We start from the raw sequence: 14848 nt of genomic DNA on the forward strand, positions 1-14848 counted from the left end.
TGGGGGTCGCCTGGGCCTTTGTTTAACACCCCACAAACACCACCCATGCCCCCACCAAGGCGGGGGGGGCCCCGCACACGGCGGCCCGCCCTTGTTTGGGGCCCACGTCAACCCCAATGGCGGCGCCATCGCGCTTGGTCATCCCTTGGGCATGTCGGGCGCGCGCATTGCAGGCACGGCTGCGCTGGAACTTCGCGAGCGCGGCGCCCGCTATGCGCTCGCCACCATGTGCATCGGCGTCGGCCAGGGCATCGCAGTGGCGCTCGAACGGGTTTGAGATCGCACTGCCCTTAATAGGGCAAACCGACATAGTTCTCCGCCAGCGCGGTCGACGCCGCCTGCGAATGCATGAGATAGTCGAGCTCGGCTTCCTGGATGCGCTGGCCGAACTCGCCCGTATCGGGAAAGCGGTGCAGCATCGTCGTCATCCACCAGGAGAAGCGCACCGCCTTCCACACCCGAGCCAGCGCTTTGGCTGAATAGGCGTCGAGCCCGGCCGGCGACTTGTCCAGATAGAATTCGCGAAGCCCGGCAAAGAGATAGCGCACGTCGCTGGCGGCGAGGTTGAGCCCCTTGGCGCCCGTCGGCGGCACGATATGGGCGGCGTCGCCGACCAGGAACAGCCGGCCGAAGCGCATCGGTTCGGCTACGAAGGAGCGCAGCGGCGCGATCGATTTTTCGAAGGACGGGCCGGTAACGACGGCGGCTGCGGTCGGTTCCGGCAGGCGACTGCGCAACTCGTCCCAGAAGCGATCGTCGCTCCAGGTCTCGACCTGTTCGTCAGCGGGAACCTGCACATAGTAGCGGCTGCGATGCGTCGACCGCATCGAGCACAGCGCAAAGCCCCGCTCATGGTTGGCGTAGACCAGTTCGTGATCGGCCGGCGGCACTTCGGCCAGCACGCCGAGCCAGCCGAAGGGATAGGTCCGCTCGAAGGTTTTCAGCGCCCGCTCGGGCGCCGATTTGCGGCTGACGCCGTGATAGCCGTCGCATCCGGCGATGAAGTCGCAGTCGATGCGATGGCCGACGCCGTCCTTGCTATAGGTGACGTAAGGCGCCTCGCCATCGAAACCATGCAGCGCGACGTTGGCCGCCTCATAGACGGTGGTCAGCCCGGCCGCCTCGCGCTTGTCCATCAGATCGTGCGTCACTTCGGTCTGGCCATAGACGGTGACATGCTTTCCCCCAGTCAGTGCCGTGAGGTCGAGCCGGTGCAGGCCGCCGCCGAAGGCAAGCGAGATGCCGGCATGCAGCAGGCCCTCGGCATGCAGCCTTGCAGCTGCGCCCGCCTCTTCGAGCAACTCGACGGTGCCTTGTTCGAGCACCCCTGCCCGCACCCGGCCAAGCACATGCTCCCGGCTCGAACGTTCGAGGATCACCGTCTCGACGCCAATGGTGCCGAGAAGCTGGCCAAGCAGCAGCCCGGACGGTCCGGAGCCGACAATGACAATCCGGGTGCGCATCAGTGTCCCAGGCTTTCGATCTGTCCGGCGAGTTCGGCGGCGAGCCGTAGCGCAGCCGCGGTCGCAACCGCCATCTGCGGCAAGAGCAGCCATTCCAGCGTCCAGGCAGCACCGGAGCGCTCCTGCTCATGCACCAGCGCCTGATGCATGCCGGAAAGCTGGGTGGCGTTGAAGCGCGCCAGCGTCACCAGCACTTCCGCCTTCACCGGGTTCTGCTTGTGCGGCATGGCCGACGAGCCGCCGCCGCCGGACAGCTTGATGTCGGTTCTATCTTGAGCCATCAGCGCAATGTCCTGGCCGAACTTGCCGAGGCTGCCGGTGATGAGCGATAGCAGCCCGGCGAATTCGGCCAGCGCATCCCGCTGGCTGTGCCATTGCGGCGCGTCGCCAAGGCCGAGCTTTGCGGCAAGGGCCGCGCGCACGGCAGGTCCTTTGTCGCCCAGCTTCTCCAGCGTGCCGGCGGCGCCGCCAAACTGCACCACGAGCAGACGCTTGGATTGCTCCGACAGTCTCTGCTGATGCCGTTGCAGCGGCGTGCGCCACACCGCCACGCGGTCCGACGCCTGAATTGGGATCGCCGGCTGCATGCGCGTCATCGCTGTCAATGCACGGCTGCCAAAACGTTCTTCCAGCCCCACCAGCCGCAGAATGTTTTCAGTCAGCAGCAGGTCGAGATGTTCAATGAGCCGGCGCAGCCGAAGCACCAGGCCAGTGTCGATGACGTCCTGGCTGGTTGCGCCGAAATGCACGCCGGCGTCGTGCGGCGCCCCGACCGCTGCCTTCAACTGGCGCACCAGTTCGGGCACGATCACGCCATCCTTCGCCACACCGGCCCGCAGCCGCGCGGTGTCCGGCTTGTATGACAACAGGACAGGTACAATCGCCGCGGCGGCATCCGTGCCGATAGTCCCGCTTTCGGCTTCCGCTTGCGCCAGCGCGCGCTCGAAATCGAGCATGGCGGCGATTTCCGCATCCACCGAAAAATGCCGAGCCGCCTCCTCGTCGCCGAGCAGGCCGGAGAGCAGCGGATGGTCGAAGGGCGATACGTTCATGTCATTGGTCTCCTAGCTGTCGAAGAAGACCGTTTCCTTCTCCCCTTGGAGATGGACGTCGAAAATATAGTTGTCGCCTTGCCGCTCGGCGATCAGCGTCGGCACTCGCACCTTGTGCTCGATGCGGGCCAGGATCGGATCCTCGGCATTGGCCTTGGCCTCGTCTGAGAAATAGAGCCGCGTGTGGAGGCCGATATTGATGCCGCGCGCGACGATCCACAAGCTGATATGCGGCGCCATCAGCCGCCCGTCGCCATACGGCACGCGTCCCGGCTTGATCGTCTGAAAACTGCACAGGCCGGTTTCCATGTCGGTCGGCTGACGGCCCCAGCCCTGAAAATCCGGATCGGCATCGCCGCGCAATTCGGCCGGCGAATTGTAGAAGCCATTGGCATCCGCTTGCCAGATTTCGATCAAGGCATCCCTGAGCGGCGTGCCGGTGCCGTCGAGCACGCGAATGCGCAAACCAACGCGGTCGCCCTTGGCGTTGTCGTTGAGCATCGTGGCGCCCAGGTCTGTCGGGTAGACGCCGCCGATACCGCCGAAATTCGGCGTCAGCCCGATATGCACGTAGGGCCCGGCGGTCTGCGACGGGCTCTCCTTCAGCCGGGTCAGCGATTGCGCCATCAATTGCCCTCCGGACGGTTTTCGAACAGCGAGGCGCGGCGTCCGCGCAACACGATGTCGAACTTGTAGGCGCGCGCGTCGAACGGGATCGTCGCCTGCATGTCGAGCGCGGCGACCAGCGTCTCAATCGCCGCCTTGTCGCGGATACCGCGCACGATCGGGCACCGCCAGATCAGCGGGTCGCCCTCGAAATACATCTGGGTGATCAGCCGCTGTGCGAAGCCGTGGCCGAACACCGAGAAATGGATGTGCGACGGCCGCCAGTCATTGGGCCCGTTCGGCCAGGGATAGGGACCTGGCTTCACCGTGCGAAAGGCATAGCCGCCGTCGGCATCGGTGATGGTGCGGCCGCAGCCGCCGAAATTCGGATCGAGCGGCGCGAGATAGCCGTCCTTCTTGTGGCGGTAGCGGCCGCCTGAATTGGCCTGCCAGAATTCGAGCAGCGCGCCGGAGACGCCCTGGCCGCGCTCGTCGAGCACGCGGCCATAGACGATGATACGCTCGCCGATTGCGCTCTCGCCGGGCTTGGCGAAGTTGTGGATCAGGTCATTGTCGAGTTCGCCGAGCATGGCGTGGCCGAACACCGGACCGGTGATTTCCGACGCCGTGTTGTCGAAGGCCAGCAGCGCCTTTTGCGGCGAGCGCAGCACCGACGTCTTGTAGTCGGGCGTCAGCGCCGGCGGATGCCAGCCGCGGTCGCGCTGGAAGAAGGCTCCGCTCTCGGGCCTGCGGTTCGAGCCGGCATCAGCTGGCATGGCCAGCCCTGCTTCCGTCCATTTCCGAAAACACCTCCTTGGCGATCCTGAAGGCGCGGTTGGCGGCCGGCACGCCGGCATAGATCGCGACATGCAGGAACGCTTCGCAGATATCGTCGCGCGACGCACCGGTGTTGGCGGTGGCGCGCACATGCATGGCGACCTCTTCATCATGGCCAAGGGCGGCCAGCAATGCCAGCGTCACGATCGAGCGTTCGCGCCTGCTGAAGCCCGGACGCGCCCACACAGTGCCCCAGGCTGCCTCGGTGATCAGCTCCTGGAACGGCCGGTCGAAATCGGTGACGGCATCCTCGCTGCGATCAACATGCGGGTCGCCGAGCACCGAGCGCCTGACGGTCAGCCCTGTCTGGTATCTGGTTTCGTTTTTGGGCAGTTCATCCATGGGTCTGCTTTCTCAGGGGAAGCGCCGCGACGAAATCGCGGATCAGGGTGGTCAGCGCCTTGGGCTGTTCGACGCAAGGGATGTGCGCGGCGTCACGAATGATTTCGAAATGTGCGCCTGGGATCAGATCGGCCAGCCAGCGGACGAGATCCGGCGGCGTCGAGCCGTCCTGGTCGCCAACGACGCAAAGCGTGGGTACCGCGATCCCCTGCGCGGCCTCGGTGAAATCGGCATCGCGCACCGCGGCGCAGGTGCCGACATAGCCGGCGACGGCTTGCCGGGTCATCATGTTCCAGTAACCGTCGAGCTCGGCGACACGGTCCGCGTGGAAGGCAGGCGTAAACCACATTTTGAGCACGGCATCGGCGATGGCCTGGATGCCTTTGCTTTCGACCGTTTCGATGCGGGTGTTCCAGCTGTCGGCCGTGCCGATCTTGTGGGCGGTGTCGCACAGGATGAGGCCGTCGACGATTTCGGGGCGCCGGGCATAAAACCCTTGCGCAATCAGGCCGCCCACCGACAGGCCGCACAGCACCGCATTGTTCAGTTCGAAATGATCGATCAGGCCCGACAGATCATCGACATGCTCGTCGATCGAGCTGACGCCACCAATGTCGGACAGGCCATGGCCGCGCTTGTCGTAGACCAACACAGGCATTTCGCCACCCAGTTCGGACAACACCTCGTCCCAGATGCGGAAGTCGGTGCCCAGCGAATTGATGAACACGATCGGCCGCGCATTTCCCTTCGCCTTGATATGGCGATGGTGCAGCGTGATGCCGCCAATGTTGACGAATGGCACGATTTCGATCCTCCGTGTTCACATTGCACAAGGCATTTGGTTTGGTAAAATGATATTTTACGCCGTTTCATTAACTGCTAGGTTATGAGAACATGTCCGAAAGCCGCATAAGGTTCCGTCACCTGCAGGCATTCCTTGAGGTAGCGCGGCAAGGCAGCGTGGCGAGGGCGGCCGACTTTCTCCATGTCAGCCCACCGGCCGTGACCAAGACGTTGCGCGAATTGGAGGAGGCGCTTGGCATCGCTGTCGTCGAACGCGACGGCCGCGGCATCAGGGTGACGCGGCTTGGCGAAATCTTTCTCGGCCATGCCGGCACGGCGATCACGGCACTGAAGCGCGGCGTCGATTCCGTCCGCCAGGACGGCGCCATCAACCGGCATCCGATCCGCATCGGCGCGCTCCCGACAGTGTCGGCCAAGGTGATGCCACGCGCCATAAGCCTGTTCCTGAGTGAAAATACCGGTGCTGCGATCAAGATCGTCACCGGCGAGAACGCGGTCCTGCTGGAACAGTTGCGCGTCGGTGCGCTCGATCTAGTCGTCGGCCGGCTTGCGGCGCCGGAAAACATGACCGGCTTCTTCTTCGAGCATCTCTATTCCGAACCGGTGCTGTTCGTGGTGAGGGCCGGCCATCCGCTGCTGCAGCCGGGCCAGGACATCTTCGCCCGGCTCGATGAATTCCCGGTGCTGATGCCGACGCGGGAGTCGGTCATCCGCCCGTTCGTCGACCGCCTGTTCATCACCAACGGCATGACGGCGCCTGCGACCGAGATCGAGACCGTCTCGGATTCCTTCGGCCGTGCCTTCCTGCGCCAAAGCAATGCGGTCTGGATCATATCGACAGGCGTCGTCGCCAACGAACTCTCCAGCGGCGCCTTCGTCGCCTTGCCCGTCAACACCGAGGAAACCAAAGGGCCGGTCGGCCTGACGATGCGGACCGACACTGCGCCTTCGCCGGCCTTCACCATCCTGCTGCAGACCATTCGCGAGGCGGCCAGCCAGAACGCCTGAGCACCTTTCGCCAATCTGGCGCAGAGGGCCTTCAGCCGTATTTCCATAACCTGTTGGTTAACGAAACACCGCAAAATATCATTTTACCAAACCAAACACCTAGGGCACTGTGACGATGGGAGGATCGAAATCGTGCCGTTATCGGCATTGGCGGCGTTCCGCTGCCGCCTCAAGGCCTGCCGGGGCGATCTCCGATCTTAAGAACGGGCGGCATCGATTTTGAGCAGGCCGGCGGTGACCTCCAGGTGCCGTCAGGAAAGGGAGGAATACCAGCATGACCTCAAGCAAATCCGGCGTCTCGCGGCGCCAGTTCATCGCCACATCGCTCGCCGGCGGCGCGGCACTTGCGCTCAGCCGCGGCCAGGCATTCGCGCAGGCCGCCGACACGCTGAAGGTCGGCTTTGTCAGCCCGCGCACCGGGCCGCTCGCCGGCTTCGGCCAGACCGACGGCTATGTGCTCGATCTCGCCCGCAAGGCGCTCGCCAACGGCCTCGACATCGGCGGCAAGAAATACAGTGTCGAGATCATCGACCAGGACACGCAATCCGACCCGTCGCGCGCCGGCCAGCTCGCCAAGGACCTCATCAACAACCAGACCGTCGACCTGATGCTGGCGGTGTCGACGCCGGAGGTGATCAACCCGGTCGCCGACGCCTGCGAAGCCGCCGGCGTCCCTTGCCTCTCCACCGTCATGCCGTGGGAGGCCTGGTATTTCGGCCGCGGCGCCAAGCCCGGCGAACCCTCGCCGTTCAAATGGACCTATCATTTCGGCTTCGGCGTCGACGAGTTCTTCCGGACCTACATCTCGCAATGGAGCCTGATCGAGACCAACAAGAAGGTCGGCGTCATGTATCCCAACGACGCCGACGGCAATGCCATCCGCACCCATCTGGCGCCGTTGCTGGCAAAGCAGGGTTTCACCATCGTCGATCCCGGCGCCTACGAGACCGGCACCACCGACTATTCCTCGCAGATCGCACTGTTCAAACAGGAAGGCGTCGAGATCTTCAACTCCTTCCCGATCCCGCCGGACTTCGCCGCCTTCTGGCGCCAGGCCGCGCAGCAAGGCCTGATCAAGCAGATCAAGATCTGCCAGGTCGCCAAGACCGGGCTGTTCCCGTCCGACATCGAGGCGCTCGGCGATCTCGGCAACAAGATTTCGAGCGCCGCGTACTGGCACAAGGCCTTCCCCTACAAGTCGCCGCTGACCGGCGTTTCGGGGACCGAACTGGCCGACGGTTATGAGGCCGCCAGCGGCAAGCAATGGACGCAGCAGCTCGGCGCCTCGATGTCGCTGCTCGACGCCGGCTTCGAGGCGCTGAAGGCAAGCACCGACGCCAAGGACAAGGCGGCCGTCGCCAAGGCGCTGAGCACGCTCAACACCGAGACCATGATCGGCAAGGTCGACTTCACCAGCGGCCCGGTCGCCAATGTCTCTCCCGGCCCGATCATCGGCACCCAATGGGTGGCGGCCAAGGAAGGCGGCAAATTCCCGTTCGACTACGTCGTGACCGAGAACGCCACCGACCCGAAGGTTCCGGTCGAGGCCAAGCTCCAGCCGTATAACGGCTGACGGACGGCTACGGGGATCGCATCGTGAACGGTTCAGCAAACGCCGCGATCCTCCGCGCTGCCGGCATCCAGAAACGCTTCGGCGCGCTGGTGGTGCTCGACGATATCGACTTCGCCATGAATGCCGATGAGGCTGTCGGCATCGTCGGCCCGAACGGCGCCGGCAAGACGACGCTGCTCAGCATCTTGTCAGGCGCCTTCCCGCCGAGCGCCGGCACGGTCGTCTTCAAGGGCGGCGATGTGACGGCGCTGCCGGCAACGCAGCGCTGCCGGCTCGGCCTGGTGCGCACGCACCAGGTGCCGAAACCGTTCGGCGGCATGACCACGTTCGAGAACGTTTTTGTTGCGGCATCGCATGGCGCCGGTCTCGCCCGCGACGAGGCCTATGAAGAGGCGTTGGCGTCGCTGAAACTGTGCGGCATGCTGGGCGTGGCCAACCGGCGCGCCGAAACGCTCGGCCTGCTCGACCGCAAGCGGCTAGAACTTGCCCGCGCGCTCGCGGCAAGGCCGACGCTGCTTCTGCTCGACGAGATCGGCGGCGGCCTGACCGATGGCGAGGCGAGCGAACTTGTCGATACCATCAAGGAATTGCGTCGGCGCAAGATCGGCATCGTCTGGATCGAGCACATCGTCCACATCCTGCTGCAGGTGGCCGAGCGGCTGATCTGCATGGACGCCGGCAAGATCATCGCCGACGGCGAGCCGCAAGCGGTGATGGCCGACCCCGAAGTCGTGCGGGCCTATCTCGGCGGAGGCCCGAAATGAGCCTGCTCGCAATCGAGAATCTGGTCGTCCGCCACGGCCTGTTGCAGGCGGTGCGCGGCGTGAACTTCTCGATCGAGCGCGGCGAAACGCTGGCGCTGGTCGGCGCCAACGGCGCCGGCAAGACGACCCTGCTGCGGGCGATCGCCGGCGCGCACCAGCCGACGGCCGGCCGCGTGCTGCTGAATCGTGCCGATATCACCGGCGTTCCCTCGCACAAGCGCGTCGGCATGGGCGTCGCGCTGGTGCCGGAAGGGCGAAAACTGTTCGTGCAGATGACGGTCGAGGAGAACCTCCTGCTTGGCAAGACCGCCGGCCGTCCCGGCGACTGGAGCGTGGAACGAGTGCTCGACACGTTCCCCAATCTGAAGCCGCGCCGCCATGCCAAGACCGGGCATCTCTCCGGTGGCGAGCAGCAGGCCACCGCCATCGGCCGCGCTTTGATGAGCAATCCCGAACTGCTGCTGCTCGACGAGGTCTCGCTCGGCCTGTCGCCGCTGGTGGTCGATCGCGTATACGCTTCGCTGCAAGGCCTGATCAGCTCCGGCACGACGATCATCCTGGTCGAACAGGACCTCAATCGCGCGCTCTCGGTCTCGGACAAGGTCATCTGCATGCTCGAAGGACGCGTCGCGCTGGAAGGCCCGAGCAAGGGCATGTCCCGCGATGAAGTGACGAAAGCCTATTTCGGTCTGCACAGAAAAAGCGCCGGGAGTGTGCCGGCATGAGCAACCAGATCGTCCAGGGCATCCTGCTCGGCGGCTACTACGCGCTGATCGCCTGCGGCCTCTCCTTCATGTTTTCGGTGATGCGCATCATCAACCTCGCACATGGAAGCCTGGCCGTGTTTTCCGCCTATGCGCTGTGGTGGCTCGCCTCGCAATTCCATATCTCGCCCTTCGTCGGCCTGCTCATCGTGCTGCCGCTGATGGCGGCCATCGGCTGGGCGCTGCAGCGCTTCCTGCTCGAGCGCAGCGCCCGCGGCGGCGCGCTCCTGCCGATCCTGACCACGTTCGGCCTCGCCATCGTCATCGACAATGCGCTGTTCGAGCAGTTCGGCGCCGACACACGTTCGCTGGCGCCCTATATCGGCAGCCTCTCCTACGATTCCTGGGAATGGCCGGGCAGCATCTATGTCGGCAAGCTTGCCGTGATCATGTTCGCCGCCGCCGTCATATTGCTTGGCGGACTGCAGCTGTTCCTCACCCGCACCAGGCTTGGCCGCTCGATCCGCGCCACGTCGGAAGATCCCGACACGGCCGGTCTCGTCGGCGTCGATGCGCGCCGCGCCAATGCCCTCGCCGCCGCCATCGCCATGGTCACCGTTGGGCTGGCCGGCGCCTTCCTCGCCATGCGCGCCACCTTCGATCCCTATACCGGCGCACCTCAATTGCTGTTCGCTTTCGAGGCGGCGGTGATCGGCGGCGCCGGTTCGCTATGGGGCACGCTGGTCGGCGGCATCGTTCTGGCGCTCGCCCAGACGCTCGGCGCGCAGATCCATCCGCAAGGTTTTCTGATCGGCGGCCATGTCGCCTTCCTGATCGTGCTGTTCATCCGGCTCTCCACCTCCGGCCTCGGCCTGCGCGGCCTGCTGCGCCTGCCCGCGAGGAAAGCATCATGAGCGCGGTTTTAAACGACCCCGTCATCGAGCGCGGCACCTCCGCCTCGCGCATCTCGGCGATTGCGGTCGTCGTCATCATCGCGCTGCTTGGCATCGCGCCGCACTTCCTGTCGGCCGGCGCCGTCGACCGCCTTACCGCCTTGTTCATCTATGTGATCCTGGCAGCGATGTGGAACGCGCTGGCCGGCTTCGGCGGGCTGGTTTCGGTTGGACAGCAAGTGTTCTTCGGCCTCGGCGCCTATTTCGCCATCCGTCTGGCCGATGCCGGCCTCAACCCGTTCGCCTCGCTGTTCGTCTCCGCGATCATCGTCGGCGCGATCTCCTGGCCAATGTCGCTGTTCATGCTGAAGCTGAAGAACGGCGAGTTCGCCATCGGCATGTGGGTGATCGCGGCGCTCACCCATCTGCTGGTCAATCTCGACCGGCTGGTGCAAGGCGAGACCGGGACGTCGCTGATCTCGCTCAACATCTATGACGCCGGTTCCAGGCGGGCGACGATCTACTGGCTGGCGTTGGCCGCGATGACGGCGCTCCTTGCCATCCTGTTTAGCCTGCTGCGTGGCAGCACGGGTGCGGCCATCCGCGCCATCAGGGACAATGAGGAGGCCGCGGCATCGGTCGGCGTGCGCGTCACCGGAACCAAGCGGCTGCTCTTCGTGCTCGCCGCCTTCGGCATCGGCATGGCCGGCGCGCTGTGGTTGGCCACGTCGATCACCTTCCAGCCGAAAACCTACTTCAACGTCCAGTGGACCGCCTACATGATCTTCATGGTGCTGGTCGGCGGCATCGGCACCTTCGAGGGCGCCATTCTGGGTGCGCTGCTGTTCTTCCTCATCGAGACCTGGTTCGGCGGCACCGGCGTCTGGTATCTGATCGGCCTCGGCGCCACGGCGGTGCTGTTCTCGCTGTTCCTGCCGCGCGGCGTGTGGGGAACGCTGGAGGAGCGCCTTGGCCTGCGCCTGCTACCGGTCGGCTACCGGGTCAGGCTGCCGGCAAACGCCGGCGATAGTGACGCGACGCCTTCGCCGCAACAGGCCGCAACGCATAGTGAAAAGGCGTGACCATGCTGTTCGGCAAGACCATCCTCATCACCGGTGTCGCCTCTGGTATCGGCGCTCGCACGGCCGAACTTGCCGGCCAACTGGGCGCTGACGTGATCGGCGTCGATATGCGTGAACCGGCAGCATCGGCCGGCAGTTTCGTCAAGGCTGACATCTCATCCAAGGCCGGCGTCGACGATCTCCTCGGGCGCCTGCCGCAGCGCATCGATGCGCTCTGCAATGTCGCCGGCCTCCCCGGCAACACCGGTGCGGTGTCGACACTGGCCGTCAACTTCTACGGCCTGCGCGCGCTCTCGGAAGGCCTCGCACCAAGACTTCGTGAAGGCGGCACCGTAGTCAACGTCGCCTCGATCGCCGGCTATGGCTGGCGCGCCAATCTCAACCGCGCGGCATCGATGGTCGGCATCGAAGGCTTTCCCGATGTGGCGAAGATGATCGCCGACCATCAGGTGAAGAACGAGGAAGGCTATCCCGTTTCCAAGGAGCTGCTGCTGTTGTGGACGCAGCGCGCCGCGCATCAGGACCTGTTCAGGAGCCGCGGCATCCGCGTCAATGCAGTGAGCCCCGGCCCGGTCGAGACGCCGATCCTCAAACAGTTCCGCAATGTGCTGGGTGACGCCCGCGTCGACAGCGACATCGCCAGGGTCGGACGCGCCGGAAGCTCGGGCGACATCGCGCCTGTCGTGCTGTTCCTGTGCTCGGACGGCGCACGCTGGGTCAACGGCGCCAATGTGCCGGTTGACGGTGGGCTTGAAGCATCGATCAATGCCGAGGTGCTCGGCTTCTAGACCATCATCCCGAAAAGTGGGAGCCGGTTTTCTGATAAGATCGTGGTCAATATAGAAAAGACGCTCCACGGCGAGCGAGGGAGAGAACAATGGACATCGGACTTCTGATCGACGGTGATAAAAGGGATGCCTCCGGCTCAGCCTCTTATGAGCGCATGGACCCGTTCACCGGCAAGCTGGCGACCCGCGCTGCCGCAGCCAGCATCGCCGACGCCAATGCCGCGGTCGAAGCCGCTGCTGCCGCTTTCAAGACGTGGTCGAAGACCGGTCCGGGCGAGCGCCGCGCTTTGCTGTCCAAGGCGGCCGATGTCATGGACTCCAAGGTCGGCGAATTCACCAAATTGATGATGGAAGAAACCGGCGCGACCGGCCCCTGGGCCGGCTTCAACGTCATGCTCGCCGCCAAAATGCTGCGCGAGGCAGCCGCCATGACGACGCAGATTTCGGGCGAGGTCATTCCCTCCGACAAGCCCGGCACGCTGGCCATGGCGATCCGCCAGCCGGCCGGCGTCTGCCTCGGCATCGCGCCGTGGAATGCGCCGGTCATCCTCGGTACCCGTGCCATCGCCATGCCGATCGCCTGCGGCAACACGGTTGTGCTGAAAGCCTCCGAAATGTGCCCCGGCACACACCGGCTGATCGGCCAGGTGCTGGTCGAGGCGGGCCTGCCCAAGGGCGTCATCAATGTCGTCACCAATGACCCCAAGGACGCAGCGGCAATCGTCGAGGCACTGGTCGCGCACCCTGCAGTCAGGCGTGTCAACTTCACCGGCTCGACCAAGGTCGGCAGAATCATTGCCGAACTCGCCGGCCGTCACTTGAAGCCGGCGCTGCTCGAACTCGGCGGCAAGGCGCCGCTGGTCGTGCTCGACGATGCCGACATCGATGCGGCGGTCAATGCGGCGACCTTCGGCGCCTACATGCATCAGGGCCAGATCTGCATGTCGACCGAGCGTCTGGTCGTCGATGAAAAGGTCGCCGACGAGTTCGTCGCCAAGCTCGCCGCCCGCGCGGCGCAGCTGCCTGCCGGTGACCCGCGCGGCCATGTCGTGCTCGGTTCGCTGATCAGCGACCAAGCCGCCGACAAGATGGAAGAACTGGTTGCCGACGCCGTCGCCAAGGGCGCCAGGCTTGTGGCCGGCGGCAAGCGCACCGGAACCGTGGTCGAGGCGACATTGCTCGACCACGTGACGCCGGCGATGCGCGTCTATTCGGAAGAATCCTTCGGCCCGGTCAAGCCGGTGATCCGCGTCAAGGGCGAGGACGAAGCGGTATGTGTCGCCAACGATACCGAATACGGCCTGTCTTCAGCCGTGTTCAGCCGCGACATCCGCCGTGCCATGGCGGTTGCCGCGCGCATCGAAGCCGGTATCTGCCACATCAACGGCCCGACCGTCGGCGACGAGGCGCAAATGCCGTTCGGCGGCGTCAAGGGTTCAGGCTACGGCCGCTTCGGCGGCAAGGCCTCGATTGCCGAGTTCACCGACCTGCGCTGGCTGACCATCGAGGATCCGGGGCAGCACTATCCGTTTTGACTCCACCTTCTCTCACAGGGGAGAAGGAAAGGAGCCCTCAGGGCCGTTGCCTGGCGAGCCAAGGGATTCCCGCATCAAAACCCGGCAAGGCTCGAGCCACGCGATCGGCGGCCCCTCCCGGAGTTGTAAATCGTTTAATCGTGGGTATTTTACCCCTCAAGCACATGCCGCCGGACGGCGGCAAGCGGTTTTGGGGACTACCGCAAGTGCAAAGCAAAATACGCGATACGGATCGCGCCGGGGAGGAATCGTCATGCCAAACAAGGCCCTGCCGCTGGTCATCAGCGCGCCGGAACCACGCACGCTCGACCTGATCTTCACCTCACCGCAGCTGGCGCGCCTCAAGGCGCATTACCGCGTCGTCGAGACGACGGCCGAGGGCGTGGCGAACTTGCCCGCCGACGTGCTTGCCGAAGCCCGCTATATTATCGGCCAGCCGCCGATCTCGCCCGAGACCTTGGACCGGATGCAGGCGCTGCGTTGCGTCTTCAATGTCGAGACCAACCTCATCAACAACATGCCCTATGAGACGCTGTTTGCGCGCGGCATCCATGTCGTCACCACCGGCCTCGTCTTCGCCGAGCCGGTGGCCGAGCTTGGCCTCGCCATGGCGCTCAACCTTGCCCGAAATATTGTCGATGCCGACCTCGCTTTCCGCAAAGGCGAGGAGCTGTGGGGCGGCGATGGCAATTTGACGGCGCGGCTTCTGTCCGGCGCCGATGTCGGCATCATCGGCTTCGGCGATCTGGGCCGTGCGCTGAACCGGCTGCTGTCGGGCTTTCGTACCCGCACCAAGGTCTTCGATCCCTGGCTGCCGCCATCGATCCTGATCGACAATGGCGTCGAACCGGCCTCGCTCGACGAGGTGCTGTCGACCAGTGACTTCGTCTTCGTCGTCGCTTCGGTGACCTCGGAGAACCAGGGTTTTCTCGGCACCGATGCTTTTGCCAGCATGCGCAAGGGCGCCGCCTTCATCCTGCTCAGCCGCGCCGGCGTCGTCGATTTTCCGGCCTTGATGGCGGCGGTGAAGAGTGGTCACATCCTTGCCGCCAGCGATGTCTTCCCCGAAGAGCCGCTGGCGGCGGACCATCCGGTCCGTGCGATCCCCGGCTTCCTGCGCTCCGCCCATCGCGCCGGCGCGCTCGACATCGCCTTCAAGCGCATGGGCGACATGGTTCTGGAAGACATGGACCTGATCGACCGCGGCCTGCCGCCGCTGCGCTCCAAGCGCGCCGAGCGCGAGACCGTGTCAAGGATGCGTTCGAAGCCGGCGGACAGGAACTAGTTATCGCGATAAATCCGTCTGAAATGGATTTCGGAGTTAGCCAAGCCGCGTTGTCATCGTCGCTCAGGATGACCGCAAGCGCGGGAACCTTTGCACGGCGATACCCCGCCAG

15 protein-coding genes and 1 pseudogene are annotated in these 14848 nt (G+C 64.8%); 10 read left to right on the top strand and 6 right to left on the bottom strand.

Annotated elements, in window-relative coordinates:
• Positions 1-103: 103 nt before the first annotated feature.
• A pseudogene (locus NKJ88_RS15020) lies at positions 104-277 on the top strand (3-oxoadipyl-CoA thiolase); the annotation flags it as partial.
• A gap of 13 nt (positions 278-290) precedes the next feature.
• Here the strand turns inward: NKJ88_RS15020 and pobA are convergent.
• Genes pobA through pcaD form a run of 6 tightly spaced genes read right to left on the bottom strand, consistent with a single transcriptional unit; the run spans position 291 to position 5102 of the window.
• Positions 291-1463, bottom strand: a complete 1173-nt coding sequence (gene pobA / locus NKJ88_RS15025) for a 4-hydroxybenzoate 3-monooxygenase (protein ID WP_352444539.1) — start codon at positions 1461-1463, stop codon at positions 291-293.
• Positions 1463-2515 (bottom strand): 3-carboxy-cis,cis-muconate cycloisomerase, encoded by a 1053-nt coding sequence (locus tag NKJ88_RS15030; protein WP_352444541.1) that lies wholly within the window; start codon positions 2513-2515, stop codon positions 1463-1465. The genes pobA and NKJ88_RS15030 overlap by 1 nt, the downstream gene beginning before the upstream one ends.
• A 12-nt stretch (positions 2516-2527) precedes the next feature.
• Positions 2528-3142 (bottom strand): protocatechuate 3,4-dioxygenase subunit alpha, encoded by a 615-nt coding sequence (gene pcaG, locus NKJ88_RS15035; RefSeq protein WP_023696239.1) that lies wholly within the window; start codon positions 3140-3142, stop codon positions 2528-2530.
• Entirely contained in the window at positions 3142-3897 is a 756-nt protein-coding gene (pcaH, locus tag NKJ88_RS15040; protein WP_023696240.1) for a protocatechuate 3,4-dioxygenase subunit beta, read from the bottom strand. The genes pcaG and pcaH overlap by 1 nt, the downstream gene beginning before the upstream one ends.
• Complete coding sequence (gene pcaC / locus NKJ88_RS15045; protein ID WP_023685273.1) at positions 3887-4300, bottom strand: 4-carboxymuconolactone decarboxylase; 414 nt, start codon at positions 4298-4300, stop codon at positions 3887-3889. The genes pcaH and pcaC overlap by 11 nt, the downstream gene beginning before the upstream one ends.
• On the bottom strand, positions 4293-5102 hold the full coding sequence (gene pcaD / locus NKJ88_RS15050; protein ID WP_023696241.1) for a 3-oxoadipate enol-lactonase: 810 nt from the start codon (positions 5100-5102) through the stop codon (positions 4293-4295). The genes pcaC and pcaD overlap by 8 nt, the downstream gene beginning before the upstream one ends.
• Before the next feature lie 92 nt (positions 5103-5194).
• On the opposite strand from pcaD, the gene pcaQ reads away from it, so the two are divergent.
• The 9 genes from pcaQ to NKJ88_RS15095 all read left to right on the top strand — a co-directional run bounded on the left by pcaQ (position 5195) and on the right by NKJ88_RS15095 (position 14736).
• The gene (gene pcaQ, locus NKJ88_RS15055; RefSeq protein ID WP_023685275.1) at positions 5195-6112 is read left to right on the top strand and encodes a pca operon transcription factor PcaQ; all 918 of its coding nucleotides are present in this window, start codon (positions 5195-5197) and stop codon (positions 6110-6112) included.
• Between the two features lie 274 nt (positions 6113-6386).
• Positions 6387-7685: an ABC transporter substrate-binding protein gene (locus NKJ88_RS15060; protein ID WP_352444543.1), complete on the top strand. Its 1299-nt coding sequence runs from the start codon at positions 6387-6389 to the stop codon at positions 7683-7685.
• A gap of 89 nt (positions 7686-7774) precedes the next feature.
• Positions 7775-8449, top strand: a complete 675-nt coding sequence (locus NKJ88_RS15065) for an ABC transporter ATP-binding protein (RefSeq protein ID WP_352444670.1) — start codon at positions 7775-7777, stop codon at positions 8447-8449.
• A complete protein-coding gene (locus NKJ88_RS15070) occupies positions 8446-9174 on the top strand; it encodes an ABC transporter ATP-binding protein (protein WP_023736026.1) in 729 nt (242 codons plus the stop codon). Before NKJ88_RS15065 ends, NKJ88_RS15070 begins: the two co-directional genes overlap by 4 nt.
• Positions 9171-10067: a branched-chain amino acid ABC transporter permease gene (locus tag NKJ88_RS15075; protein WP_023685279.1), complete on the top strand. Its 897-nt coding sequence runs from the start codon at positions 9171-9173 to the stop codon at positions 10065-10067. The genes NKJ88_RS15070 and NKJ88_RS15075 overlap by 4 nt, the downstream gene beginning before the upstream one ends.
• On the top strand, positions 10064-11128 hold the full coding sequence (locus tag NKJ88_RS15080; protein ID WP_352444546.1) for a branched-chain amino acid ABC transporter permease: 1065 nt from the start codon (positions 10064-10066) through the stop codon (positions 11126-11128). The genes NKJ88_RS15075 and NKJ88_RS15080 overlap by 4 nt, the downstream gene beginning before the upstream one ends.
• Positions 11129-11130: 2 nt before the next feature.
• Positions 11131-11916 (top strand): coniferyl-alcohol dehydrogenase, encoded by a 786-nt coding sequence (locus NKJ88_RS15085; RefSeq protein ID WP_023749942.1) that lies wholly within the window; start codon positions 11131-11133, stop codon positions 11914-11916.
• 89 nt (positions 11917-12005) lie between these two features.
• Positions 12006-13451 carry an aldehyde dehydrogenase gene (locus NKJ88_RS15090; RefSeq protein ID WP_023741772.1) on the top strand — a complete coding sequence of 482 codons (1446 nt, stop codon included), beginning with the start codon at positions 12006-12008 and terminating at the stop codon, positions 13449-13451.
• Between the two features lie 253 nt (positions 13452-13704).
• Entirely contained in the window at positions 13705-14736 is a 1032-nt protein-coding gene (locus NKJ88_RS15095; RefSeq protein ID WP_352444548.1) for a hydroxyacid dehydrogenase, read from the top strand.
• Positions 14737-14848: the final 112 nt, after the last annotated feature.

This window comes from Mesorhizobium sp. M0016 (assembly GCF_040324035.1).
Classification (GTDB): Bacteria; Pseudomonadota; Alphaproteobacteria; order Rhizobiales; family Rhizobiaceae; genus Mesorhizobium.